General features: G+C 48.0%; 21 protein-coding genes and 1 pseudogene. 7 read left to right on the forward strand and 15 right to left on the reverse strand.

Going from position 1 to position 23,374, the window contains the following annotated elements; all coding sequences use genetic code 11:
- Positions 1–154: 154 nt before the first annotated feature.
- Both EOO50_RS10595 and EOO50_RS10600 read right to left on the reverse strand, forming a co-directional pair.
- On the reverse strand, positions 155–1,276 hold the full coding sequence (locus EOO50_RS10595; RefSeq protein ID WP_290839933.1) for a DUF3137 domain-containing protein: 1,122 nt from the start codon (positions 1,274–1,276) through the stop codon (positions 155–157).
- Positions 1,266–1,790, reverse strand: coding sequence for a LemA family protein (locus EOO50_RS10600; RefSeq protein ID WP_290839935.1), 525 nt, complete (start codon positions 1,788–1,790; stop codon positions 1,266–1,268). Before EOO50_RS10600 ends, EOO50_RS10595 begins: the two co-directional genes overlap by 11 nt.
- A 171-nt stretch (positions 1,791–1,961) precedes the next feature.
- Here EOO50_RS10600 and EOO50_RS10605 point away from each other — a divergent pair, with 171 nt between their 5' ends.
- Positions 1,962–2,729, forward strand: a complete 768-nt coding sequence (locus tag EOO50_RS10605; protein ID WP_290839937.1) for a LuxR C-terminal-related transcriptional regulator — start codon at positions 1,962–1,964, stop codon at positions 2,727–2,729.
- Between the two features lie 39 nt (positions 2,730–2,768).
- On the opposite strand, the gene EOO50_RS10610 is transcribed toward EOO50_RS10605, so the two are convergent.
- Together EOO50_RS10610 and cphA are read right to left on the reverse strand one after the other, a co-directional pair.
- Positions 2,769–4,898 (reverse strand): S9 family peptidase, encoded by a 2,130-nt coding sequence (locus EOO50_RS10610; RefSeq protein ID WP_290839939.1) that lies wholly within the window; start codon positions 4,896–4,898, stop codon positions 2,769–2,771.
- A 147-nt stretch (positions 4,899–5,045) separates the two neighbouring features.
- Positions 5,046–7,676 carry a cyanophycin synthetase gene (gene cphA, locus EOO50_RS10615; protein ID WP_290839941.1) on the reverse strand — a complete coding sequence of 877 codons (2,631 nt, stop codon included), beginning with the start codon at positions 7,674–7,676 and terminating at the stop codon, positions 5,046–5,048.
- 239 nt (positions 7,677–7,915) lie between these two features.
- On the opposite strand from cphA, the gene EOO50_RS10620 reads away from it, so the two are divergent.
- Positions 7,916–8,812 carry a cyanophycinase gene (locus EOO50_RS10620; RefSeq protein WP_290839943.1) on the forward strand — a complete coding sequence of 299 codons (897 nt, stop codon included), beginning with the start codon at positions 7,916–7,918 and terminating at the stop codon, positions 8,810–8,812.
- 142 nt (positions 8,813–8,954) lie between these two features.
- Positions 8,955–9,797, forward strand: a complete 843-nt coding sequence (locus tag EOO50_RS10625; protein ID WP_290839945.1) for an isoaspartyl peptidase/L-asparaginase — start codon at positions 8,955–8,957, stop codon at positions 9,795–9,797.
- A gap of 482 nt (positions 9,798–10,279) precedes the next feature.
- Here EOO50_RS10625 and EOO50_RS10630 read toward each other — a convergent pair whose 3' ends face one another.
- The gene (locus tag EOO50_RS10630) at positions 10,280–11,788 is read right to left on the reverse strand and encodes a bifunctional GNAT family N-acetyltransferase/carbon-nitrogen hydrolase family protein (RefSeq protein WP_290839946.1); all 1,509 of its coding nucleotides are present in this window, start codon (positions 11,786–11,788) and stop codon (positions 10,280–10,282) included.
- A gap of 130 nt (positions 11,789–11,918) precedes the next feature.
- Here EOO50_RS10630 and EOO50_RS10635 point away from each other — a divergent pair, with 130 nt between their 5' ends.
- Positions 11,919–12,095 carry a hypothetical protein gene (locus EOO50_RS10635; RefSeq protein WP_290839948.1) on the forward strand — a complete coding sequence of 59 codons (177 nt, stop codon included), beginning with the start codon at positions 11,919–11,921 and terminating at the stop codon, positions 12,093–12,095.
- Between the two features lie 44 nt (positions 12,096–12,139).
- Positions 12,140–13,876, forward strand: a complete 1,737-nt coding sequence (locus tag EOO50_RS10640) for a thiamine pyrophosphate-dependent enzyme (protein WP_290839949.1) — start codon at positions 12,140–12,142, stop codon at positions 13,874–13,876.
- Between the two features lie 445 nt (positions 13,877–14,321).
- Here the strand turns inward: EOO50_RS10640 and EOO50_RS10645 are convergent, their stop codons facing one another.
- From EOO50_RS10645 to EOO50_RS10670, 6 genes are all read right to left on the reverse strand, one after another.
- Positions 14,322–15,167: an oxidoreductase gene (locus tag EOO50_RS10645; protein ID WP_363331740.1), complete on the reverse strand. Its 846-nt coding sequence runs from the start codon at positions 15,165–15,167 to the stop codon at positions 14,322–14,324.
- 98 nt (positions 15,168–15,265) lie between these two features.
- A complete protein-coding gene (locus EOO50_RS10650) occupies positions 15,266–16,105 on the reverse strand; it encodes an SDR family oxidoreductase (protein ID WP_290839951.1) in 840 nt (279 codons plus the stop codon).
- Positions 16,106–16,185: 80 nt separating this feature from the next.
- Positions 16,186–17,088, reverse strand: coding sequence for an AraC family transcriptional regulator (locus EOO50_RS10655; protein ID WP_290839952.1), 903 nt, complete (start codon positions 17,086–17,088; stop codon positions 16,186–16,188).
- Between the two features lie 94 nt (positions 17,089–17,182).
- Positions 17,183–17,944: an SDR family oxidoreductase gene (locus EOO50_RS10660; protein WP_290839954.1), complete on the reverse strand. Its 762-nt coding sequence runs from the start codon at positions 17,942–17,944 to the stop codon at positions 17,183–17,185.
- 185 nt (positions 17,945–18,129) lie between these two features.
- Complete coding sequence (locus EOO50_RS10665) at positions 18,130–18,540, reverse strand: helix-turn-helix domain-containing protein (protein WP_290839955.1); 411 nt, start codon at positions 18,538–18,540, stop codon at positions 18,130–18,132.
- A 119-nt stretch (positions 18,541–18,659) separates the two neighbouring features.
- Positions 18,660–19,097 (reverse strand): carboxymuconolactone decarboxylase family protein, encoded by a 438-nt coding sequence (locus tag EOO50_RS10670; RefSeq protein WP_290839956.1) that lies wholly within the window; start codon positions 19,095–19,097, stop codon positions 18,660–18,662.
- 283 nt (positions 19,098–19,380) lie between these two features.
- On the opposite strand from EOO50_RS10670, the gene EOO50_RS10675 reads away from it, so the two are divergent.
- Positions 19,381–19,632 carry a hypothetical protein gene (locus EOO50_RS10675; protein WP_290839957.1) on the forward strand — a complete coding sequence of 84 codons (252 nt, stop codon included), beginning with the start codon at positions 19,381–19,383 and terminating at the stop codon, positions 19,630–19,632.
- A 57-nt stretch (positions 19,633–19,689) separates the two neighbouring features.
- On the opposite strand, the gene EOO50_RS10680 is transcribed toward EOO50_RS10675, so the two are convergent.
- Positions 19,690–20,259 carry a Crp/Fnr family transcriptional regulator gene (locus EOO50_RS10680; protein WP_290839959.1) on the reverse strand — a complete coding sequence of 190 codons (570 nt, stop codon included), beginning with the start codon at positions 20,257–20,259 and terminating at the stop codon, positions 19,690–19,692.
- Between the two features lie 46 nt (positions 20,260–20,305).
- Positions 20,306–21,271 carry an NADP-dependent oxidoreductase gene (locus EOO50_RS10685; protein WP_290839960.1) on the reverse strand — a complete coding sequence of 322 codons (966 nt, stop codon included), beginning with the start codon at positions 21,269–21,271 and terminating at the stop codon, positions 20,306–20,308.
- Positions 21,272–21,353: 82 nt separating this feature from the next.
- Here EOO50_RS10685 and EOO50_RS10690 point away from each other — a divergent pair, with 82 nt between their 5' ends.
- Complete coding sequence (locus tag EOO50_RS10690) at positions 21,354–21,728, forward strand: helix-turn-helix domain-containing protein (protein ID WP_290839962.1); 375 nt, start codon at positions 21,354–21,356, stop codon at positions 21,726–21,728.
- On the opposite strand, the gene EOO50_RS10695 is transcribed toward EOO50_RS10690, so the two are convergent.
- Entirely contained in the window at positions 21,721–22,557 is an 837-nt protein-coding gene (locus EOO50_RS10695) for a rhomboid family intramembrane serine protease (protein ID WP_290839963.1), read from the reverse strand. The genes EOO50_RS10690 and EOO50_RS10695 overlap by 8 nt on opposite strands.
- A gap of 9 nt (positions 22,558–22,566) precedes the next feature.
- Positions 22,567–23,205: pseudogene (locus tag EOO50_RS10700) on the reverse strand (hypothetical protein); the annotation flags it as partial.
- Between the last annotated feature and the right edge of the window lie 169 nt (positions 23,206–23,374).

Below are 23,374 nucleotides of genomic sequence, written 5' to 3' on the forward strand. Positions count from 1 at the left end.
ACCGCATTTTGCAACGCCGTGCAACGCGCTTCCTCCGGTCGCGGACGCACATCGGCAAAATCCGGTTGTATCGCTGTGGGCTAACCGCTTCCATCGCGGCCGCTACGTCTCCGAATACGCGTGAAACGCAGTTGAAGTAATCATTCAAGCATCGTTATCTCGAATACCAAAGTTCGTCATTCAAATTCAAGGCTTCGACGATCTTGATGCAATGGGAAAGTTCCGTGTGCACTTTCTTGATGAGGTCCAGCTTTTTTTCTCGAAGGTTCGTGTGGATGTCGTACGGTTCGAGCAAATTCGCGCCCCAATGGATCGTGAAGTACATCTTTGAGTTCGCGAAGACGAAATTCATGTCGCAATCGTTCGATTTGTTGAAATCAACCATGCGTTCCATAAGCCGCAACGACAAGATGTATCGCGCCTCGATTTGGTTTGACGAATAGATGTCGAACCGATCGTTGAAGTCAATGTTTTCAAGTTCAACATCTTCCAAGGTCGCGCCCGAGAATCGTTTCCTGTCTTTTTCGTATTGCTCGAAATTTCCCGTGGTATCGATTTCGATTTCTCCCTCGAGCAACAACAACGGGATGTCGAGCGATTTTTTGCCCCAGACTTTCGTGAGTACTTTGGTCACGCCCCTGAAACGTTTGTTGAAGTCGGCAACCATGAAAAGGCCCGATATTTTTGCCGTTGCGAATTCGCACATCTCGACGTTCGTACCACCGATTTTCCCAATGATCAGATCCTCGCCTCGATACGCCATCGCGTTTTTGGCATACACTTCCATCGCGGCGAAGTCTTTCGCGCTGATCGCATTTTTCGGGAAATATTCAAACGTCCCGTTGAACGATTTCACGATCTCACGCATCAATTTGTCTTTGAAATCGACGTAGTATTCGGTTGCTATCAGTGAGTTCGTCTTGGTTCGTTGCTGTACTGATTTCTGCTTTTTCATAAAAAACAGGATCGCCACGATTGGAAAGGCGACCATGATGAAAAGACCGAATATGAATGGCAATACGACGAAAAACGGATTTTCGAAGTAAAGCATCGCGAAAATAGACGCGACGAACAATACCAGCATGCCGATTCCGGATACCGCCATGAAACCGCAACCCATCGAGAACGTGCCGATGTTTATGGCGCGCCTGTCTTTTTGGTTTTGGATTTCATTGTTCGTTATTGTCTTTGATTGCCCGACCCGCTTGTTTTCCATCTCGTCGAGAATGGCGTCGAAACGGGACGAATCGAACGTCGTCGAAACCTTATTTTGCATCGAACAGGTTTTTTACCGATGGATTTTCGCGTTCGTTCGCCGCGGCTTCAAAGGCGGACATGCGTTTCGCGCCCATGATATTTCCAACGATGTTTGACGGGAATGTCTCGACGCTGTTGTTGTATGCCATTACGGCCGCATTGAACGCCCTTCGCGCCGCCGAAATCTCTTCTTCCACTTCAGCGATCGAGCGTTGGAGCTGCAACATATTCGTATTCGATTTCAAATCCGGATAGTTTTCGAGCGAGACAAGGATTCCGCCGAGCAAACGACTCAATTGGTTTTCTTTCTGCAGGCTTTCGGCCGAAGTGTCGTGCCGTGGCACCGAATTCCGAATCTCGGTGATTTTCGCGAGCGTCGATTCTTCGTAGCGCATATACTGCTTGACGCTTTCCACGAGGTTCGGGATCAGGTCGTATCGGTTTTTAAGGACGGTTTCTACGGCCGCGCGAGCGTTTTCGACCTGATTGCGACGTTTGATTATGTTGTTGTAGGATGAAATCGGCCAGATCATATTTTTTTCGCAATAATAGTCAATTGGGCTGATTTGGGAATGACAATTAACAGTAGCCGGACCCGAATGCACGAATTGTCTTTCACGCGTGGTTAAACTTTAGGGGAAAAAATCGAAACCTCTTACGGAAAACCATATTTTTACCTACCCATTTGTGTGTACTTTTCCCGCATGATACAGCAGTTGGATTTTTTCGGGGAAGCACACAAGATTTGGGACGGGATTTCGGGCAAAGGCGCGCTCGCGAAATCGGGCTTTGATCTTGAAAAGCACCGAAAATTACTCAGTATGTTTCAGGTCGGCGACTACTATTACTTTATTTTCAACGTCAAGAACGGCGATTTCGATTACCTGAGTCCGTCGATCCATGACGTGCTTGGTTTCGACGACACGATTTCGGCGCGTCAGCACCTGAGTCATCTTCATCCTGAGGATCAGCCGGTTTTCCTCAATTTCGAGAAAACGGTCGATACGTTTTTCAGGCAACTTCCGCACGATAAACTTGGCAAATACAAAATCCGTTACGATTTCCGGGTGCGCAACAACTCAGGGAAGTACGTGAGAATCCTGCACCAGATGGTCATCATCGAATTCGAGCAAGACGGCAGCCTGTTGCGTTCGCTCGGCATCCATACCGATATCACGCATTTAAAGGAAACAGGAAAACCCATGTTGTCGTTCATCGGGCTCGAAGGCGAACCGTCGTACGTGAATGTCGAAGTCGAAAACATTTTCAAACCCACGCAACGTTTGTTTACCCAACGCGAAAACGAAGTCGTGAGGCGTTTGGCGACGGGTTTGGGCAGCAAACAGATCGCCGAGGAATTGCACATTTCAAAAGCGACCGTCGACACGCATCGCAAGAACATACTTCGAAAAGCCAATTGCGAATCGACTTATGAGTTGATCTCGAAGGTCGTCAATGAAGGCTGGGCATAAAAAAAGCGCCCGAGGACGCTTTATTTTATAGTGGTATTTTTATTTGTTGTTGTCGATCACGTAGTCGAGAACTTTCCGCATCAGGTGCACGCGGTCTTTGCCGATCACGTTGTGCTTGTGCATCGGATACGCGAAAAAGTCGATTTGTTTTTCGGCTTCGACGAACTTTTTGATGAGTGCGAAATTTTGTTGCATCACCACAACGTCGTCGCTCGTGCCGTGGATCAAAAGCAATTTTCCTTTCAAATCTTTCACGTAATTCAACGTGCTGGCCTCGTCGAAACCTTTTTGGTTCTCGGCCGGCGTGTCCATGTAGCGTTCGCCGTACATGACTTCGTAATACTTCCAGTCGGTTACGGGGCCGCCCGCAACACCGACTTTGAACGCGTCGGGTTTTCGCAACATAAGCGATGTCGTCATGAAACCACCGAAACTCCAACCGTGGACCGCCAACCGATTTCCGTCGACATACGGGAGCGATTTCAAGTAATCCACTCCTTTCATCTGGTCGTCGATCTCGTTCACGCCGACGCGCGCGTGGATCACGCTTTCAAATGCGACGCCGCGATTATCCGAGCCGCGATTGTCGACCGTGAATACCAGGTAACCTTGCTCGGCCATCCAATACATCCACAAGTTCGCTCCGTCGAGGTATGAGTTCGTGATCAATTGCGCATGCGGCCCGCCGTAGACATAAACGAGAACGGGGTATTTTTTGGATGCGTCGAAGTTGCTTGGTTTGATCAAACGCGTGTACAAATCTGTCGTTCCGTCGGCGGCCTTGATCGTCTTGATTTCCGACGTCCCGATGATGTAATCCTTGTATTTATTCGCGCTTTCAACCAACGTCGTCGCCTTTCCCGACTTGTTCCAAAGCAGGGATTTTCCGGGAGTCGAATGGTTCGAGAATTCGTCGAAAACCCAATTTCCATCGGTCGAGATCGCAACGGAATGCGTGCCTTCGTCCTTGGTCAGCAACGTCTGCTTTCCTTTCAGATCGACTTTGTAAACCAGCATATTCGTCGGGTTCGGGCCTGTCGCCTTGAAGTAAAATTCAGTTCCCGCAGGATTCGCACCGATGATTTCGCGCGCCATGAATTTGTTCGACGTCAATTTCTTGATGAGTTTTCCGTCGATCGAATAATAGTAGAAATTGTTGAATCCGTCGATTTCGCTCGTCCAGACGAAGTTGTTCGATTTCGGGTTCGGGAAGAACGCCGCGTGTTCGGGTTCAGTCCAGGCATCTGATTTTTCTTCGACCAAAGTTCTCACGAAAGCGCCCGAATTCGCATTATATAAATTCAAATGCATGTGGTTTTGGGCGCGGTTAACTTCGGCAATCAGGATGAATTTCTCGTCGGGCGTCCATGAAACGTTCGTCAGGTAATCGTCGGCCGCACCGCGTGGCGATATGAAGACCGTTTTTTCAGAAGCCAGATTGAAGATTCCGACTTTGGGTTTTTCGCTTTTCTGCCCGATCATCGGATACTTTATGTTTTCCAATTTTCCAGGCGTTTCGTTGATGTCGAGTAACGGATAATCCGCAACCTCGGTCTCGTCTTTTTGGTAAAACGCGAGCAGGTTTGCCTTTGGCGACCAAAAGATTCCGCCATCGATGCCGAATTCATTGCGCGCGATCGATTTCCCCGAAACGATTCCAGGATTCATTTCGGCGGTTACGTCGAAAATCCTGTTATTTTTCTTGGCGAAAAGATTGTTACCTTCAGTATAAGCGACCGCGGTTTTGTCGTCGCTCCACGTTACGTTCTCGGCCTCGAGCGTAATCGCCGACGCCAATTTTCCCGTTTTTGTCTTGATGTCGTACTCGAAGAATTTATTCGAACTCGTCATCACGAACGTGTTCGCATCCTTGAATTCGATACCGAAAAATCCTCGGAAATTCACGCCCATGATCTTGTTCAGGTCGTCGACGGTAAAAATTTCGGTGGCTTTTTGGTGAGTCGCCGATGCCATCATGAGTTTGCGGCCCGAATCGGTAAAATACACGTATTTGTCAGTATTCGGAATCCATTGGAAACCGGACATTCCGTCAGCGCGAAACTGTCGGAACTGCTGTAGGACGCCGTCTTCGAGCGTTATTTTTTTGGTTTGTGCCGACGCTGAAACGGCGATGAAAAGGCTTAAAGCCAAAATTATTTTTCTGATCATAAGAATGTAGTTGGGATACAAATGTAAACGTTTGTCATCGAAGCGAACGATTCGTTACTGATTCGAAGTAAAAAGTTAGCCGCGAATACGTGAATTTCGAACAGTTTGAAATTCGCGTATCCGCGGCTAAAAAATATGCGGTCGGTGTTAGATCGAGCCTTCCTCGTTCTCCTTATCCAGATATTCCTGCACGATGTCGATCGCGTTGGTCACGACATCGCTCAGAGCGGTGATGAACGTGCCTTCCTCGGCCGAATTGATCGCGTGTTTGATCGCCTCGACTTCCTTGGGAATGATTTCGTAGGTCACGTTTTTGCCCGATTCCGACTCTTGAATGCCCGCTAGAATAAGGTCGATAATTTCCTGTTCGGTTCGTCCGCGCAGGTATTTTTCCTGTCGGATGATGATATGGTCGAACATTCGTCCCGCGATTTTTCCACATTCCTGGATGTCCTGGTCACGACGATCGCCGACACCTGAAATGATCCCGATTTTCTTGGTCGCCTCAACGCTCGACAAATAATCCTCGACGCCCAAATAGCCCGACGGATTGTGCGCGAAATCGATAAGCACCTTGAATTTCTTGAAATCAAAAATGTTCATTCGGCCCGGAGTCTGCGCCACGCTTGGGATGAACGTTTGCAACGAAAGGCTGATGTCGTCGGTTTTGAAACCGTACAGGTAGGCGGCCAACGTTGCGGCAAGCGCGTTCGCGATCATGAATTTCGCCTTTCCGCCCAACGTCAGCGGTACGTGCGTTGCCCTTTCCACGCGGATTTTCCATTCGCCACGTTTGATCGTGATGAATCCGTTTTCATAGACCGCGACGATTTTTCCTTCTTTGCTGAGTTTTTTGACCGTCGGATTTTCCTCGTCCATGGCGAAATATGCGATGTTGCAGCTCAAGTCTGACGCGATTTTCATGCAATGTTCGTCCTCGGCGTTCAAGATCGCCCAACCGTCTTTCTTGACGCTTTTCACGACCGTGCTTTTCACGCGTGCCAAATCGTCGAGCGTATGAATATCGGATAAACCTAAATGATCTTCCTGGATGTTCGTGATGATCGCGATGTCGCAACGGCTGAAACCGAGTCCTGAGCGCAGGATCCCGCCGCGGGCCGTTTCGAGAACCGCGAATTCGACCGTCGGATCTTTCAGGATATATTCGGCTGAAAGCGGTCCGGTCGTGTCGCCTTTTTCCATCATGTGGTTCTGGACGTAGATGCCGTCCGAGGTCGTGAACCCGACGCGGAACCCGTTATTTTTCACGATGTGCGCCAAAAGTCGCGTCGTCGTGGTTTTACCGTTTGTTCCCGTAACTGCAATTATTGGAATGCGGCTCGGTTTTCCCGGAGGATACAACATGTCGATTACGGGAGCCGCAACGTTTCTTGGCAAACCTTCACTCGGCGCCAAGTGCATGCGAAATCCCGGAGCGGCGTTGACCTCGAGTATGCAACCGCCGTTTTCCTTGAGCGGTTGTGTTAGGTTTTCGGCCATGATGTCGATGCCGCAGACGTCCAAGCCGATGATCCTTGAAATCCGTTCGGCAAGGAAAATATTTTCGGGATGCATCATGTCGGTGACGTCGACCGATGTTCCGCCCGTCGAAAGGTTCGCGGTCGATTTCAAATAGACGATTTCGCCGTTTTTCGGAACCGATTCGAGCGTATAATTCAGTTTTTCGAGTAAATCCGTGGTGTCGCGATCGACTGAGATTTCGGTCAACACATTTTCGTGTCCATAACCACGACGCGGATCCTTGTTCGTCTCATCGATGAGCGCCTGAATGGAATCGGCGCCATTCCCGACGACGTGAGCCGGAACGCGTTTGGCCGCAGCGACGAGTTTGTTGTCGATGACCAACACTCGGAAATCGAATCCGGTGATAAACTTTTCGACGATCACGCGTCGGCCGTAATTTTGTGCGAAGGCAAGTCCTGCAACGGCTTCGTCCCAGGTTCGGACATTGATCGACGCGCCTTTTCCGTGGTTGCCCGCAAGCGGTTTCAAAACGATCGGATAGCCGATTTTTTCGATTGTCGCCTTGAGGTCTTCCTCGTCGACGCAAATGCTTCCGCTCGCAACCGGAACCGAATTCATGTCGAGCATGCGTTTTGTTTCCTCTTTATTGCAGGCGATGTCGACCGCGATGTTCGATGTCTTGCACGTGATCGTTGCCTGGAAACGCATTTGGTTCACGCCGTAACCCAATTGTACGAGTGAATTCGTGCCCAATCGGATCCACGGAATGTCGCGCGCGACCGCTTCTTCGACGATGCTTCCGGTTGACGGGCCGAGCCTGTCGCGCTCTCGGATTTCCTTCATTTTCTTGATGTCGGCCTCGAGGTCGTATTCGGTTCCTGCGATAAGCGCTTCGGCAATGGCGACGGCACTTTCGGCAGCGAATAATCCTACGTTTTCCTCGGTATAGCTGAATACGACATTGTAAACTCCTGGCGTTTTGGTTTCGCGCGTGCGTCCGAATCCGGTTTCCATTCCCGCAAGCGTCTGGGTTTCAAGCGCGATGTGTTCGATCACGTGGCCCATCCAGGTTCCGCGTTCGATACGCGAGAAAAATCCGCCCGGAATGCCCTCAGAACAACGATGGTCGTACAGCGACGGCAACAGTTTTTCGATGCGCTCGCGGAAGCCGGGAATCTTGTTCGTCGGTTTTTCTTCCATGTCCTCAAGATCGAGGCGCATCTGTATAAGCTTTTTGCGTTGCACGCTCCAAATGTTCGGGCCGCGCAAAGCCTGTATTTTTAGGATTTTCATAAGGGGAAAGAGTTAATTCTGTTTAATGCTTTGATAGTGAGTTTGTTGGTCTCCGGAATAATAAAATAATCAGCGATTTCGTTAAAAAAGCTAGTTATAATTTGACTAAAATAATTTTTTTAGGAGAGTATTCAAAATTAAATTTCATTCCTTGCGGATTTTATTTTACAATCTCAAAAAAATCCAAAAAGACTGAGGTTAAATTGCCCTTTTTATCTTTTTAGGTTATTTTTACCGCCATGAACATACGAGGAAAACTGATTATCATTGGAGGAGCTGTCGACAAAGGCAGTTTTACTGAAAACGACATCGACACGAATGCCGCCAAAAATATAAACTTTTTTGAGACGGGCATCCTGAAACGTATTATCAACGAATCGAAGCACAAGGAAAAATCGCGGATCGAAATCATTACGACCGCTTCAAAGATCCCACGCATCATCGGGCCTGAATATGTGAAAGCATTGAAATATCTCAATGCGACGAACGTTGACGTGCTTCACCTTGAGAAACGTGAAATGGCTTCAGATCCTGAAGTTTTGGAGCGCATCAAGGCCGCCGATGTCGTGATGTTTACGGGAGGCGACCAATTGCGTCTTACGTCGATCCTCGGAGGAACAGGCATGCACGATCTGATGCTTGAAAAATACCACAACGAAGATTTCATATACGCCGGAACATCGGCAGGAGCGGCAGCCGCTTCGAATTCCATGATCTACCAAGGAAGTTCGAGCGAGGCGCTTTTGAAAGGCGAAGTCAAGATCACGTCGGGCCTGGGATTCATCGACGGCGTCGTGATCGATACGCATTTCGTGCAACGCGGCCGCATTGGGCGTTTGTTCCAGGCAGTTGTCGGGAATCCGAAAGTACTCGGAATCGGGCTTGGCGAAGACACGGGCTTACTGATTACGAACGGTAACGAAATGGAAGCGATAGGCTCCGGACTCGTGATCCTGGTCGACGGACGCGAAATCAAGGATACGAACTTGACGCAGGTCGAGCTCGGACAACCGATTTCGATCAGCCATTTGGTCACGCACGTGATGAGCAAATACGATACGTTTAATTTGAAGACGCATAAGATGTCGATTCAATCTTCGCAGTACGCGGAGGATTTGGGGATTCCGACTGATTGAAAATGGTGACGAAAGACTAATGACGAAGGACTCGACGCGAGTCATCTTTCGCTGTTCATTCATTAGTGTTTCGTCATTACTCGTTCGTCATTACTCGTTTGTCTTTCGTCATTAGTCTTTCGTCACCACTCATTCGTCCATTATGAAAATCATCATACACGGCGGGTTCTTCTCTGAATCCGCAACCAACCACGAAACCAAAACCGCAAAGCAGAATGCGCTCAAACGCATCGCGAAGGAGTCATTCGAACATTTGGAAAGCCATTCCGCACTTGAAACGGTCGTGTTCGCGGTTGCGCTTTTGGAGGATGACGAATTATTCAACGCGGGAATCGGGTCGCAAATCCAAAGCGACGGAAAGATCCGCATGAGCGCATCGATCATGGACGGCGATTCCCAGAAATTCAGCGGCGTGATCAACATCCAGGACGTCAAGAATCCGGTTCATGTCGCGCAGATGTTACTCGACAGCGAGGACAAGGTTTTGGGTGGAGACGGAGCGACGTCGTTCGCACGCAAACTCGGTTTTGAAGTTTTTTCTACCGAAATCCCACAACGACGCGCCGAATACGAAGCCAAAAAAGCGCCGACGGGAACCGGAACGGTAGGTTGTGTCGCGCTTGACAAACTCGGTAGAATCGCGGTGGCGACTTCCACGGGCGGAAAAGGTTTTGAAATTCCGGGTCGCATCTCGGATTCGGCAACGGTCGCGGGCAATTACGCGAATCAATTGTGTGGCGTGAGTTTGACCGGAGTAGGCGAGGACATCGTGAGCGGAGCCGTCGCGGCGAAGATCGTAACGCGCGTCACCGACGGTTTCACGTTAAAGGACGCGTTCGCCAAGACGTTTGACGAATTGAAACCTTTCGATGGTTTTGCGGGCGCGATCGCGATTGACCGTGAAGGAAATGTATTCCATCAGGATTCGCATCCGAGTATGGTTTTCGCGAGTTTTGATGGGGAGGAATTTGAGGTTTTCGGTTAATAGTAAGATAGTTTTTTTTAGCTAGGAAAGTTTACCATTAAGGGCATTACGTTCATTAAGTAATAGTTCTTGACGAATTCGGTGATTTTGATCATTTAATATTTTTGCCACGAAGGTTTGCCATTAGGAGCGTTACGATCATTAGCGGATGGTTTTTGCGAATTTGGTGACTTTAATCATTTGATATTTTTTTTTTGCCACGAAGGCACGGAGGCACGAAGGTTTACATTTGGAGCATTGGGTTCATTATGAGATTAATTCTTACTGAATTCGATGCTCTTACTGTTTTAATTTGGGCGTGCCACCGGCTGGAAAAAGACTCATTGGTAGGCTCGCAAAAAGCTATTCGCATTTTGCTCGCCTCATTCGACATCCCGTTTCCAGCCGCTGTCAGGCTGTCCGTTTTATCTTTTTCCCGCTGAAAAAGCGGGAAAAAGGATGCCGCTTCCATCCTTCACGCGGGCGTTCCTATCCACGATTCGTTATTTAAGCAACTTCAATTCGTACAGGTCGAGTCGTCGGTCTTTCATTGTGCGTACTGATCCGTAGTGATGCAGTTCATCCAATAGATCCAGATCGACATCCACGATAAGCATCATTTCAGTATTCGGCGTGGCTTCGGCTTTTATGGCGTTCGTCGGGAATGCAAAATCCGAGGGCGTGAACACCGCCGATTGCGCGAATTGGATATCCATATTGTTTACTTTAGGCAAATTCCCGACACAGCCTGCAATCGCGACATAACACTCGTTCTCGATCGCTCTTGCCTGGGCGCAATGACGCACGCGCGTGTAACCGTTTTGGGTGTCGGTCAAAAAAGGGACGAACAGGATTTGCATGCCTTGGTCGGCGTACAGACGGCTGAGCTCCGGAAATTCGACGTCGTAGCAGATCAGGATCCCGACCTTTCCGCAATCGGTGTCGAAGACCTCGACTTTGTCGCCTCCGGTCATCGCGTAGTATTTTTGCTCGTTGGGCGTGATGTGGATTTTTCGGAACTCGTCAATTTTCCCTGTGCGATGACATAGATATGAGGCGTTGTACAATTTCCCGTTGTCCATGAGCGGCATGCTTCCCGTGATGATATTCACGTTATATGAAAGGGAATATTCGTGCATTTTCGCGACGATTTCCTCGGTTTTTTCGGCGAGTTTTCGCATCGCTTCGGTTTCGGGCAGATGGTTGTACGGCTCGAGAAGCGGCGTGTTGAACAGTTCGGGGAACATAATGAAATCAGAACCGTATCCTGAAACCGCGTCGATGAAGAACTTGACCTGCTCGTAGAACGTTTCCATGTCGGGGAACAGACGCATTTGCCATTGCACCAAACCCAGCCTGATCTTCATCGCCGACCGCGCCGATGCGTTCAAACCCTGGTAATAGATGTTGTTCCATTCGATAAGCGTGGCGAATTCTTTCGATTCGTGATCGCCGGGCAGGTAATTCGTCAACACTTTGCGCACGTGAAAATCGTTGGAGATTTGGAACGTGAGCGTCTTGTCATACAATTCCTTGTTCTTGACCTTGTCGATGTATTGTCTTGGCGTGAGCGTGTCCGAATGGCTGTGGTAACCCGGAATGCGACCGCCCGCGATGATGCTTTTTAAATTCAGGGTTTCGCACAACTCCTTTCGCGCTTCATACAAACGCCTGCCCAGACGCAAGCCGCGGTAATCAGGATGTACGAAAATCTCGATCCCGTACAGCGTGTCGCCTTTTTCGTTATGTGTGGAAAAGGAATAGTCGCCCGTAATCAATCGATAGGTGTGTTTGTCGCCGAATTCGTCATAGTCCACGATGATCGAAAGCGCGCAGGCCACGACCTTATCGTCGACGGCAATGCATAGCTGACCCTGAGGAAAGAGTTTCAAAAGCCTGTCGATGCTGTTGCGGCCCCAAACTTGTCCGCCCATCGTATCGTAAGCCTGTCGCATCGAATTGCTCAAATCCTGGTAATCGTCTATGGTAAGAACGCGTGTCTCTATGTTCATGTCTCGTATTTTTCTCGTATTTTGTTTAGTGGTGCAGAAAGTACTCAAATTAATCCAAAAATGCAGCGTGAATCGGCACTTTACGATAAGTTTAGCACACGGTCGCGCTTGTATTTTGACCGCGTGACGGATGGAAGCGGATATCCTTTTGCTAAAAACCTCAAAGGTTTCGAAACCTTTGAGGTTTGCAAAAGATAGCAGCGGACAGCCGGACGGCAAAACGAATGAAGGTTTCGGCTTACAAACTGTTCCCGTTTTGCCGGCACGCCCAAAAACTGCCAACAAAACCACAAAAGCCAGTGGTTGAAAATTTATAATCGATAACTTTAAGTTCCTCTAAAACACAACGAAATGAGCAAAAAAGTAGCCGACCAAATCGTAGAAATGCTGGTCGCCAACAACGTAAAACGACTGTACGCCGTGACGGGCGATTCCCTGAACGAACTTAACGACGCGATTCGACGCGATGGCCGAATACAATGGATCCACGTGAGGCACGAAGAAGCCGGAGCGTATGCTGCGGCCGCCGAAGCCGAACTCGACGGTTTTGCGGTCTGCGCCGGAAGTTGTGGGCCCGGACATGTTCATTTGATAAACGGATTGTATGACGCGCACCGCACGGGCGTTCCATTGCTCGCGATCGCGTCGACAATTCATACGGCCGAGTTCGGCATGGACTATTTCCAAAGCACGAACACGACGCGTCTGTTCGACGATTGCAGTTGTTATAACGAGTTGGCGACGACGCCGGCCCAGGTTCCGCGTATGTTGCAGACGGCGATCCAGCACGCGATTTCCAAAAAAGGTGTCGCTGTGTTGGCTTTGCCCGGAGATGTTACGGCTTTACCGGCGGTGGAAAGTGTGACGTCGATGCAGAATTTCAGGACGAGAGTGGAATCCCGTCCGCCGAACGAGGAAATGCAGCAACTTGCGCAGTTGCTCAACGAAGGCAAGAAAGTGTCGATTTATTGTGGTTTCGGAGCTGTCGAGGCGCATGACGACGTGATTCGGTTGGCCGAGAAATTAAAGGCACCGATCGGCTATTCGTTCCGCGCGAAAATGGGAATGCAATATGACAATCCGTTCGAGGTCGGGATGACGGGTTTGCTGGGCGTGCCGTCGGCGTATCATGCGATGCACGAATCGGATGTGGTTCTGTTATTAGGAACTGATTTCCCGTATGAGAATTTCATGCCCGTGAAAAATAAGATAATCCAGATCGATGAAAAACCCGAACGATTGGGAAGGCGTGCGAAATTGGAACTCGGCTTGTGCGGCAAGATCGAGGATACGGTGAAAGCGTTGTTGCCGCTCGTGGAGGAAAAACCTGATGATAGTTTCCTGAAAGCGCAACTTCATTTGTATGAGAAAGTAAAGGAAAACCTGCTCACGTACGTGAACGATCGCGGTGGAAAGGATGCAATCAGCCCGGAATATGTCGCGCATACGATCAACGAACTTGCGGATCGGGATGCGATTTTTACCGTCGATACGGGAATGTCGTGCGTTTGGGGCGCGCGATATCTGGAGGGAACGGGCCAAAGGAAATTGCTCGGCTCGTTCAATCACGGCTCGATGGCGAACGCGATGCCGATGTCGATCGGGGCGCAATTGGCGTATCCGGATCGGCAGGTAATCGCGTTTTGCGGAGACGGCGGACTCTCGATGTCGTTGGGCGATCTTGCCACGATACAACAATATAAACTTCCGATAAAACTTGTGGTGTTCAACAATCGTTCGCTTGGTATGGTGAAACTCGAAATGGACGTGGCAGGTTTGCCGAGTAATCAGGTGGAAATGGTCAATCCGGATTTCGCGTTGGTGGCGCAGGCGATGGGATTCATCGGTTTGACCGTGCATCAACCTGACGCGTTGAGAACGGCGTTGGAAAAAGCGTTCGCCGAACCCGGACCGGTTTTAATAAACGTGATGACGAATCCCGATTCACTCGCGATGCCGCCTAAATTGGAGTTCGATCAAATGAAAGGTTATGCGCTTACGATGTCAAAGATGATTCTGGGCGGACGAATGGATGAAGTACTTGATATGGTCAAATCGAATTACAAACATTTGTCGGAGTTGCTTTGACGGGGAAGATTTTATTTGGCGAAACCATTTTGGAAAGCAACTTGTTTCAAAGAAAAATTGGAAAAATCATTAAGAACATTTAGAGCACCAAGTTCACTAAGATTTGTTAGTGAATTTGATGCTCTAGATGTTTTTATTGTAAAAAATAAGCTCGGAAATTGAGTAAAAAGGAAATTAAAATTTAAACAATTGAGATAGTTGAGAGTAGTTAAAAGCTCAAAGTCTTGAATCTTTTTAATGTTTAAAAAAACACGCTCGGTAAAATCAGGCAGGTAAGAAAACTAAAAATTCCCGACTCTTAATGAACTTAATGTTTTGATGGTAAAAAATAGTCTCAGGAAAATCGGAAGAAAAAAACTTAAAAGTTCAGCCTAACAAGATCAAACCTAATACATATTCTTAACTACGCTCAACTATCTTAATTGTTCAAACAAAATTCAATCTCTCAAACGTTCACCGTATCGAAATCAGTCCCAACCGAAACATCTTTCCAATCTCTAAAACTACCCAACATCGCCTCGGCTTTCTCGCTCGCCAATTTAAACGCATCGCTTCCAAGCAACAAATGAACCGGCGGATTCTCAACGTAAACCGCATCAATAATCGCCTTCGCACCTTTCACAGGATCGCCGGGCTGGTTGTTTGCCATTTGCTGCTGATGCCATTGCTGCGAATCGCGCGTGGTTTGATAGTCGGCGATTTCGTTATTAGGCGTAACCAACGAATCCGAATTCAGGAAGTTCGTCCTAAAATATCCCGGTAAAACCGCCGTCACTTTGATATTGAATGGTTTCGCCTCGACCGCGAGTGCTTCGGTGAATCCGATAACCGCAAATTTCGTCGCACAATACACGCCGAATCCTGCAAAATCGCCCAAGTAACCGCCAATCGACGAAATGTTGAAAATGTGTCCAGATTGCTGCTTTCTCATTTGAGGCAATGCTTGACGGATCACGTTAAGAGAACCGAAGACGTTCACCTCGAAGTTTTGTTTCGTTTCAGCGTCCGACAATTCTTCGACTGCGCCCAATAATCCGTAGCCTGCATTGTTGATCACGACGTCGAGGCTTCCGAATTTCTCGATCGTCGAATCGATGGCGAGTTTTACGTTCGCTTCGTTTGTCAAATCCATTTGGAGCGCAAGGAATTTGTCGCTTGCGGGAACCAAATTTTCAAGTTCTTTTTTGTTGCGCGTCGTTGCGGCAACGTTCTCGCCTTTGGCCAGGAGTTGGCGCACGAGTTCCAGTCCGAAACCTTTTGAGGCTCCGGTAATAAACCATGTTTTTGTCATTTTAATTGAATTTAGTTCTGGGTAAAAGATTTGGCCGCGAATCGCACTAGTTTTCCGAATTAGAAATTGTTCGCCCAATTCGCAGCTTAAAAATTGAATTAAACGTCTGAAGATTTAGACGTGATTTTCCATTCCTTGATATTTTCCTGAAGTGTTTCGGTCTTTTCCCAAGCGCGTTTCACGGCGTCGCTGCCCAAGAATAAACGCACTGGCGGATTCGGGTTTTCAGCCAAATCGATAAAGATGTCGGCAGCTTTGTCGGGATCGCCGGTTTGTTTGCCGTCGATAGATAGAAGTCGGTCGTGATAGGTGCGGACCGCCGTGTATTCGGGCATCTTGTTTTCGGCCAAAATAATCGAATCGGCTTTAAGGAAGTTCGTGCGGAAACCGCCGGGCATTACAACCGTGGCGTTGATACCGAATTCCTTGACGTCGAGCGCGAGCACCTCGGTCAAAGCGATCACGGCAGCTTTAGCGGCTGAATAGGCTGCCCAGCCCGTTCCGCCATCGAATCCCGCGATCGACGAGATGTTAATGATATGTCCCGACTGCTGTTTGCGCAACTGCGGCATCGCGGCACGGATCACGTTTATCGTCCCGAACACGTTCACGTTAAACGCGTCCTGGATTTCAGAATTCGTCAATTCCTCAAGGCTTCCACCGATGCCGTAACCCGCGTTGTTCATGATCACGTCGAGTTGCCCGTACATGCCGATGGTGTCCGAAACCGCTTTTTGCACACTCGCTTCATTGGACAAATCAACCGCCAACGGCAGGAAATTCTCAGTGCGTCCGACGGCTTTCTGAAGGGTCGCCGCGTCACGCGAAGTAGCTGCCACTCGGTAGCCGTGATTTAATAGTCGCGTGACCAAAGATAAGCCGAGGCCTTTCGACGCTCCGGTCACGAACCAAACTTTTGATTGATTGTCTGTCTTCATACTATGTTTTTATTACGAGACAAAATTACATAGTGAATCGAGGCCTGCGTTAGCGAAACTCAAACCAAAAATTACGAAATTCAAACATTTCTAAAAAATGTTGGCGTTTGGGCGGTTTGCTTGCGGAAGAAGTTGTTGAAGTGCGATGCCTCGTCGAAACCGAGGCAGTATCCGATCTCGGAAACATTCCAATCCGTGTGGCGCAACAAGGCTTTCGCTTCGTTTGCGATGCGTTCGGCGATCACATTCGTAGTCGTTTTGCCCGTGGTCGTCTTGATCGCGCGGTTCAAATGGTTGACGTGAACAGACAATTGGTCGGCGAAATCCTTTGCAGACCTGAGTCCGAATCGTTGCGAAGTGGTTTCTATAGGAAATTGACGCTCGAGTAATTCCATGAAAACCGAGGTAATCCTCGAATTTGCGTCCGGATGACGATAAAGGTTTTCCGACGGTTGGCGTTTCAGAGCGAAGTGCGCGAGTTCCATGGTGTAGTTTCGCAGCAGATCGAATTTGTATGCGTAATCCGAATTGAGTTCGTCGCTCATTTTCTTGAAGATATCGGCGACCTGCGCATCTTCGTCGGGCGTCAAGACATAACCGGGACGTCCGGCGGGTGAGAACATTGGAAGGTCCGAAATGCCGCCGCGGATTTTCTCGGTGAAGAACGCCTCGGTGAAAATGCAAAAATATCCTGAAGGATTGTCGGTGAGCGATTCGTACGTATACGGAACATGCGGATTGAAAAACATCAACGTAGAACCTTCGATGTCCATGCTTTTGTCGGCGTAATGGTAACGGTTTTTACCGCGTACGAGTGCGATCTTGTAGAACTCGCGTCGGCTGTAATGCACGGTCTGTTGGCCGTGGGTGAAGCAATCTTCAGTTCGGAATATGTTGAAATGCCCGATGCCTTGCTGGTAATTTTGAGGAAGACTGTTGAGTTTGTCCTTGTAAAATTCTTCGATCGTGATTGATGTTTTCATTTTGCAAAGTTATGAAATTCAAACAAGCCGGAATAAGTTTGTCGCGAATTACACGAATTGATTTCATGCTATTCGTGTAATTCGCGCGTAAACCTTAAATCAACATTCCGCCCGAGACTTCGATGCGTTGAGCATTTACCCAACGCGCGTCATCGGAACAAAGGAAAGCGACGACACCGCCGATATCATCGGGCAAACCGACGCGTCCCAACGACGTCATTGACGCGATCTGTGCGTTCATGTCGGCGTTGTCACGCACGCGTCCGCCGCCAAAATCGGTTTCGATCGCGCCCGGAGCGACCACATTTGCGCGGATTTTTCTCGCTCCAAGTTCTTTTGCCTGGTAACGTGTCAAGACTTCGATACCGCCTTTCATGGCCGCGTAAGCCGACGATCCCGGAAAACTGAACCGCGCCAATCCTGAAGAAACGTTCACGATTCCGCCTCCATCGTTGAGGTGCGGAAGCGCTTTTTGGCTAATGAAAAACGTGGCTTTCAAATGGATGTTGAACATTTCGTCGAATTGCTCTTCGGTCGTTTCAGCAAACGGGACGTACAATCCCGTTCCCGCGTTATTGATGAGGAAATCAAATTTTTCGACGCCGAATTTGTCATTGAGGACGTTTTTTATATTCGCGAAAAACGATTCGAACGAGTTGCTTTTGTCGACGCTTAGTTGGAGTGTGGCCGCTTTTTGACCGAGACTTTCGATTTCTGAAACCACTTTTTGGGCTTCATCTTCTTTGTTGTTGTAGGTCAGGATTACGTCGAGTCCTTTTTTGGCGAGTGCGATCGCCATGTTTTTTCCGAGGCCGCGGCTTCCACCCGTAACGAGTGCTATTTTTGTTGATGACATGTTTTTGATTTTAAATTATAGCGCAAAGTTACGCTCGGAGTTGAAGCCAAAAATGGTGGAGACGTCAGTTTTTTTGGTTTGATGATGGAAGACGAAAGACGAAAGACGAAAGACGAACGACGAACGACAAACAATGAAGGACCGGCGCTCGGTTCGCGGGCGTGTCCGGTTCCGCCTTTGGTCACTTATTTTAAAGATTGGTAACCCGAATGTTTTTTTCGAAACTGCAATGGCGTTTCGCCGACCATTCCCTTGAAGAACTTAACGAAGTTCGTGGGTTCGTCCCAAACGAAACGCGTGCTGATTTCGGCGACCGATAAGTTGGTTTCGAGAAGCAGGCGTTTGGATTCGTCGGCGATCGCATTTTCCATGAATTCGCAGGGCGATTTGCCCGTCGTCGACTTCAATGTCGTGGTCAGATGGCGCTGGTTGAGGAATAATTTTTCAGCATATTTTCCGGTTGTCATACGATGCGGCGCACGTCCCGCGAAAAGTTCTGACAGGTGTTCGTCCAAAAGACGTAGGAAATCCTCGGTGATTTGCTTTGCGCGTTCGCCTTTTCGTGTTGGGTTTTCTTTAATTTCTATTTCAGGCATATTCAAAGTTAAGAAAAAAGTAAGCCATGAATGACGCTGGTTTCACAAATCAATCGTCAAAACCAGCTTGATTTTCGCATCGGCTTAAACTTTTGATCGCACCAAATCTGCGAGCTTGATTACGAAACTCTCCAGCCTGAAGAGATCGCGATTCGGTTCCAGGTGTTGATTGTCGCGATCATGACGATTACGTCGGCGATGTATTTATCGTCGAACAGTTCCTTCATTTTCGCATACGTCGTGTCGTTGATATGTTTGTCGCTGATCAGTGTAATTTCTTCGGTCAAGGCGAGGATCGCTTTTTCTTCGTCGGTGTAAATATCCGATTCGCGCCAACCGTTTAGCATGTAAATCCTTTGCATCGTTTCTCCTTGTTTCAACGCGTCGGTCGCATGCATGTTTATGCAAAATGCGCAACCGTTTATTTGGGACGCGCGAAGTTTGATGAGTTCTTTGTGCGTTTTGCTGAGCTGGGTCGAAGCTATGTAATTTTCCATTCCCATAAGCGCGGTGTAAGCGCCTTGAGCGGTTTTTGCGATGTTTACTCGAGTAGTCATGATAAAGTGTTTTACAGTTACAGGACAAATTTCAGGTTATCGGTAACTAAAAAACTTGAAGTACTTCAAGAAACGATCGGCGCATATTTTTTCTCGTTTACTCGCACACTCTAAAAATTTTTACACGCGAAAAAAAACAGAATTGTGGTGATTTCGTTTTCGGCCGAGTTATTCCACTCCACGACCAATTGCGATTTTCGATCTCCGGATCGCAATTATCATCGCGACCAAGCCACCCAAAATTGCAGCGATAACATCGAGAAGATCGGCTCGATGCGACGGCATGAACATCTGGACAATTTCGACCAAAGCAAGTATCGCCACGGCGAGCAGTAAAGCCAAGACCGGACGTGAACTTGTCATGTATGTTTGCCAGAAGAACAAGGTTATCCCTGCGAAGAAATTAGGTGCCACGCCCAGCAACAACCTTAGGAAATCGCTGTCGGTTTTTACGATCCATCGCAACGGCCCGGTGCAAAAAATCCAGACGATAAAGAACGATATCGCAAGTCGCAGATACATTTTATCTTCATGAATGTTTAAATATTTACGCAATGTATCCATCATAAATTATAGGTGCGATTTTATATTTTCAGACTTTGCCCGCGCGTATCTTACTCATGAATTCGGGCGAGAAGTCAAGGTACGACGCGATCATATATTGGGGAACGCGCTGTATGAAATCAGGGAACATCGAGTTCATGTTGTTGAACCGTTCCTCGGCCGACATCGAAAACAAATAACGAATCCGTTTTTGCGACGCTCCGACCGATTTTTGGTAGCACAACCTGAAGTAACGCTCGAGTTTCGGGATTTTGGCAAGCAGTTCTTCCATTTGTTTTTTATCGAATGCGATTACGGTCGAATCCTCGCACGCCTGGATGTAAAACGTTGTCGGGCTTTCGTTGTGATATGAAAGGTAATCGGCCATCCACCAGTTTTCAATGGCGAATTGGTGCGTCTGCTCGACACCTTTTTCATTGATGATGTATAATCGCAAGCAGCCTTTGGAAACGAAAAATTGTTTGTGCGAGAGTTCGCCTTCACGCATCAAATGCTGTTTTTTTCTGATATTGATTTCATATAGCCCCGATGTCAGCAGATTTTTTTCACGATCGTCGAGGCTTACGAATTTGTCGATATGTGCCAACAGGTTTTGCATGACACAAATATAGGATTAACCGTCGATTGCAGTCGATTACAAACGATTATGTCCGTTTACAAACGGAAACAAACGTTTGCAAACGGATAACGATTTTTCCACGCGTGTGCCCGGATTCAATACTTTCATGAGCTTTTGGCAATTCGTCGAAGTCGAATACTTGGGAAACTTCGGGTTTTAATTGGCCTGACTCAAGCCATTCGGCGATTTGCTTCATGTCGTCTCCGTTACTTTCGACCATGTGAAAACCGAGTCGTACGTTTCGTTTTGCAATTTCGGCCTCAAGCACATCGTGATTTGCGCCCGAGGGAAGCGTCCAAAGAATTCCGCCGTCCTTTACCGTGTGCGACAATTTTTCGAGCATTTCTCCTGAAAGCGTGTCCAGCGAAAAGTCAAAACCGCGTGCATCCTCGAACGGCGTCTCATGGTAATCGATCACATGGTCGGCACCAAGGGATTTCACGAAATCCAAATTTTTTGTCGACGTGATTCCCGTGACATCGGCTCCGAATATCTTGGCGATCTGGATTGCGAAATGTCCGACGCCGCCCCCAGCCGATTGTATCAATACCTTATCGCCCGCTTTTACGTTCGGTTTGAGGATTTGATACGCGGTCAACGCTGCCAATGTCGCCGCGACCGAGTGTTCAAATGAGATGCTTTTTGGTTTTAATGCGATTTGGTCAGCCGGAGCAGAAACGAGTTCGGCGTAGCCTTTTCCGAGTCCGGGGAAATTTACCATGCCGAACACGTCGTCGCCCACTTTGAACTCGGTTACGTCGGAACCGATTTCTTCGACCGTTCCTGAGATGTCCCAACCCAAAATCAACGGCAATTGATCCTTGAATCGGCCGAAGATTCCTTTGCCGGCGCGGGATTTTGCATCGACGGGATTGATGGAAATCGCCTTCGTCCTGATTAAAACTTCGCTTGGTTTTACGTTCGGTTTCGCTACTTCAGACAATTTCAGTACTGAGCTGTCTCCGGGTTCATTTAAGATATATGCCTTCATATTAAACTATATTAATTATAGTAACAAAAGTATTTATAGTTTTTTATCTTTGCAATAACTATCCAAAAGGATAGGTTCAAAAATGACGATAGATTGCCAGAACCAACAATATAGCATCGATGGGAAACTGTTCCCGTGCAGCACGAGCATCACGATGGAATTCATCGGCGGGAAATACAAAACCGTGATCTTGTTTCATTTAAGGAACGGTGCGTTGCGTTATAATCAGATCCGAAAATTCATGCCTGTTGTCACGGAACGCACGTTGAGTTTGCAACTCAAGCAACTCGAAGAAGACGGCCTTTTAAAGCGGACGGTTTACACGCAAAAACCGCCGTTGAAAGTCGAATATGAATTGACCGAGTTCGGCAAGAGCGTAGTTCCGATGCTCGAAATAATTGCCGAGTGGGGTCGAAACGTCGCCGCCCAAAAAGCGAAAATCGTTTCCGTCATTTAGAAAGTTCTTCGAGTTTTCGTTTTTCGGACGCGCTCAAACCTTGCATTCCCTTTTTGTGGATCTTCTCCAAAAGCACATCGAGTTCCTTTTGCCTGCTCGCTTTTTTGGCGTTGTCGCGATGGTCGATATTGTAGAATTTATCGTGTTTTTTGAAGAACATATTGTCCACAAGTAAAAGATGTGGCTTGTGCAGGATGATGTAAATCAGGATTATAGTCGGAACCAGAACGATCGTTATCGGCAAATAATTCGAGATAATCGCTTGCGGGAAGATGCAGATTGCGACCAACATTCCAACGACCGCTCCGCCCAAATGCGCTTCGTGTCCGATATTATCACGTCCGGAGCGAATCCCGTAGATAGAAGTTCCCACGAAAATCAGCGCATACAACCAGCCCGGAAGGAAGATCGGCAAGAAAAACATACCTATTGAAATTCCTGGATCGAGCGCGACACACGCGAAAATAACACCGCAAATGGCGCCCGACGCTCCTGCCGACGAATAGTCTCCGTGTTCCCGATGCGCGAGCAAGGCAAACGAATCACCTCCGACCAAGGCCGCGAAATACAGCAAAATGAAATATCCGATACCGACAATTTCGACCAGACTCGGCGCGAAAAAGTAAAGTGAAATCATGTTGAACAAAAGGTGCGTCCAACTCACGTGCAGAAATCCCGACGTGATCATTCTGTCGTATTCTTTGTGTACCAGAATCCCGTCGATATCGAATTTGTACCGATTGAAAAACGCATTGTCCTTGAGTCCTTTGTAGGAAACCAAGAGATTTGTCGCGATCAAAATATAAATGAGAATTTCGCCGGCTTGCATAGTTTCAGATTAAGTCAGGCGATCAATCTCGGCGCGTAGAACCAAGGCGGCGTGATGGACCGAGACGAGCCAGTCTTCAGCCGCAGCTCCGTCGGCCCCGTCCGAAATATATTTCAGGCACAAAAATGGAATGCCTTCTTTCTTACAAACGAGCGCGAGCGGAAAGGCTTCCATGTCGATCACATTGTATTCGTGGTTCACGTGCGCAACCTCAAACGAGTCGCCCGTTCCGCAAATGCCTTGCGTCAGGTTCGGGATTGAAATTCCGTAGCCGAGAATCGGGTTTTCATTTGAAAACGGCGTTTCGAATTTCGCGTAACCCAGCGGTCCGACGTCCATGTCGCGTTGGATGAATTTTGTGCAATTTATGACCGAACCTCTTGGAAATTCAGTACTTCCCGCCGAACCTAGGTTGACGACGATACTCGGTTTTTCGACAGCAATCCGTCTCATTAAGTTATATGTCGAACTTACTTTCCCGATGCCGACGAACGCGTTGTTGAAATTCTCGAAAGCCGCCGCAGCCTCGATCTCGAGCGCGAATACGAAAAGCGGATTTTGCGATAAAAGTTGTTTGGTCATGCTCAAAAATACACAGTCTTTTTTGATTTGAAATGTTAAGATTTTTATAGATTTTTTAGTGAAAGTATATTTCTTGTAATTTTTTTCTACATTTGTCCCGAAACAAAGCGTTCAAAGCATGTACAATCAACTTCATCAACATCATTTCCATACTGGCCCTCAGGCGAGCAGGTAATGATTGGATGATATCCTAATACACGAACCCGTCTGAGCAATCTGACGGGTTTTTTGTTGT

The sequence above is a fragment of the Flavobacterium sp. genome, from assembly GCF_004211145.1.
GTDB lineage: Bacteria > Bacteroidota > Bacteroidia > Flavobacteriales > Flavobacteriaceae > Flavobacterium.

Coding starts and splice junctions, on each gene's coding strand:
- EOO50_RS10595 (WP_290839933.1), bottom strand. CDS start 1,276: ATGCAAAATAAGGTTTCGACGACGTTCGATTCGTCCCGTTTCGACGCC.
- EOO50_RS10600 (WP_290839935.1), bottom strand. CDS start 1,790: ATGATCTGGCCGATTTCATCCTACAACAACATAATCAAACGTCGCAAT.
- EOO50_RS10605 (WP_290839937.1), top strand. CDS start 1,962: ATGATACAGCAGTTGGATTTTTTCGGGGAAGCACACAAGATTTGGGAC.
- EOO50_RS10610 (WP_290839939.1), bottom strand. CDS start 4,898: ATGATCAGAAAAATAATTTTGGCTTTAAGCCTTTTCATCGCCGTTTCA.
- cphA (WP_290839941.1), bottom strand. CDS start 7,676: ATGAAAATCCTAAAAATACAGGCTTTGCGCGGCCCGAACATTTGGAGC.
- EOO50_RS10620 (WP_290839943.1), top strand. CDS start 7,916: ATGAACATACGAGGAAAACTGATTATCATTGGAGGAGCTGTCGACAAA.
- EOO50_RS10625 (WP_290839945.1), top strand. CDS start 8,955: ATGAAAATCATCATACACGGCGGGTTCTTCTCTGAATCCGCAACCAAC.
- EOO50_RS10630 (WP_290839946.1), bottom strand. CDS start 11,788: ATGAACATAGAGACACGCGTTCTTACCATAGACGATTACCAGGATTTG.
- EOO50_RS10635 (WP_290839948.1), top strand. CDS start 11,919: ATGGAAGCGGATATCCTTTTGCTAAAAACCTCAAAGGTTTCGAAACCT.
- EOO50_RS10640 (WP_290839949.1), top strand. CDS start 12,140: ATGAGCAAAAAAGTAGCCGACCAAATCGTAGAAATGCTGGTCGCCAAC.
- EOO50_RS10645 (WP_363331740.1), bottom strand. CDS start 15,167: ATGACAAAAACATGGTTTATTACCGGAGCCTCAAAAGGTTTCGGACTG.
- EOO50_RS10650 (WP_290839951.1), bottom strand. CDS start 16,105: ATGAAGACAGACAATCAATCAAAAGTTTGGTTCGTGACCGGAGCGTCG.
- EOO50_RS10655 (WP_290839952.1), bottom strand. CDS start 17,088: ATGAAAACATCAATCACGATCGAAGAATTTTACAAGGACAAACTCAAC.
- EOO50_RS10660 (WP_290839954.1), bottom strand. CDS start 17,944: ATGTCATCAACAAAAATAGCACTCGTTACGGGTGGAAGCCGCGGCCTC.
- EOO50_RS10665 (WP_290839955.1), bottom strand. CDS start 18,540: ATGCCTGAAATAGAAATTAAAGAAAACCCAACACGAAAAGGCGAACGC.
- EOO50_RS10670 (WP_290839956.1), bottom strand. CDS start 19,097: ATGACTACTCGAGTAAACATCGCAAAAACCGCTCAAGGCGCTTACACC.
- EOO50_RS10675 (WP_290839957.1), top strand. CDS start 19,381: ATGAACATCTGGACAATTTCGACCAAAGCAAGTATCGCCACGGCGAGC.
- EOO50_RS10680 (WP_290839959.1), bottom strand. CDS start 20,259: ATGCAAAACCTGTTGGCACATATCGACAAATTCGTAAGCCTCGACGAT.
- EOO50_RS10685 (WP_290839960.1), bottom strand. CDS start 21,271: ATGAAGGCATATATCTTAAATGAACCCGGAGACAGCTCAGTACTGAAA.
- EOO50_RS10690 (WP_290839962.1), top strand. CDS start 21,354: ATGACGATAGATTGCCAGAACCAACAATATAGCATCGATGGGAAACTG.
- EOO50_RS10695 (WP_290839963.1), bottom strand. CDS start 22,557: ATGCAAGCCGGCGAAATTCTCATTTATATTTTGATCGCGACAAATCTC.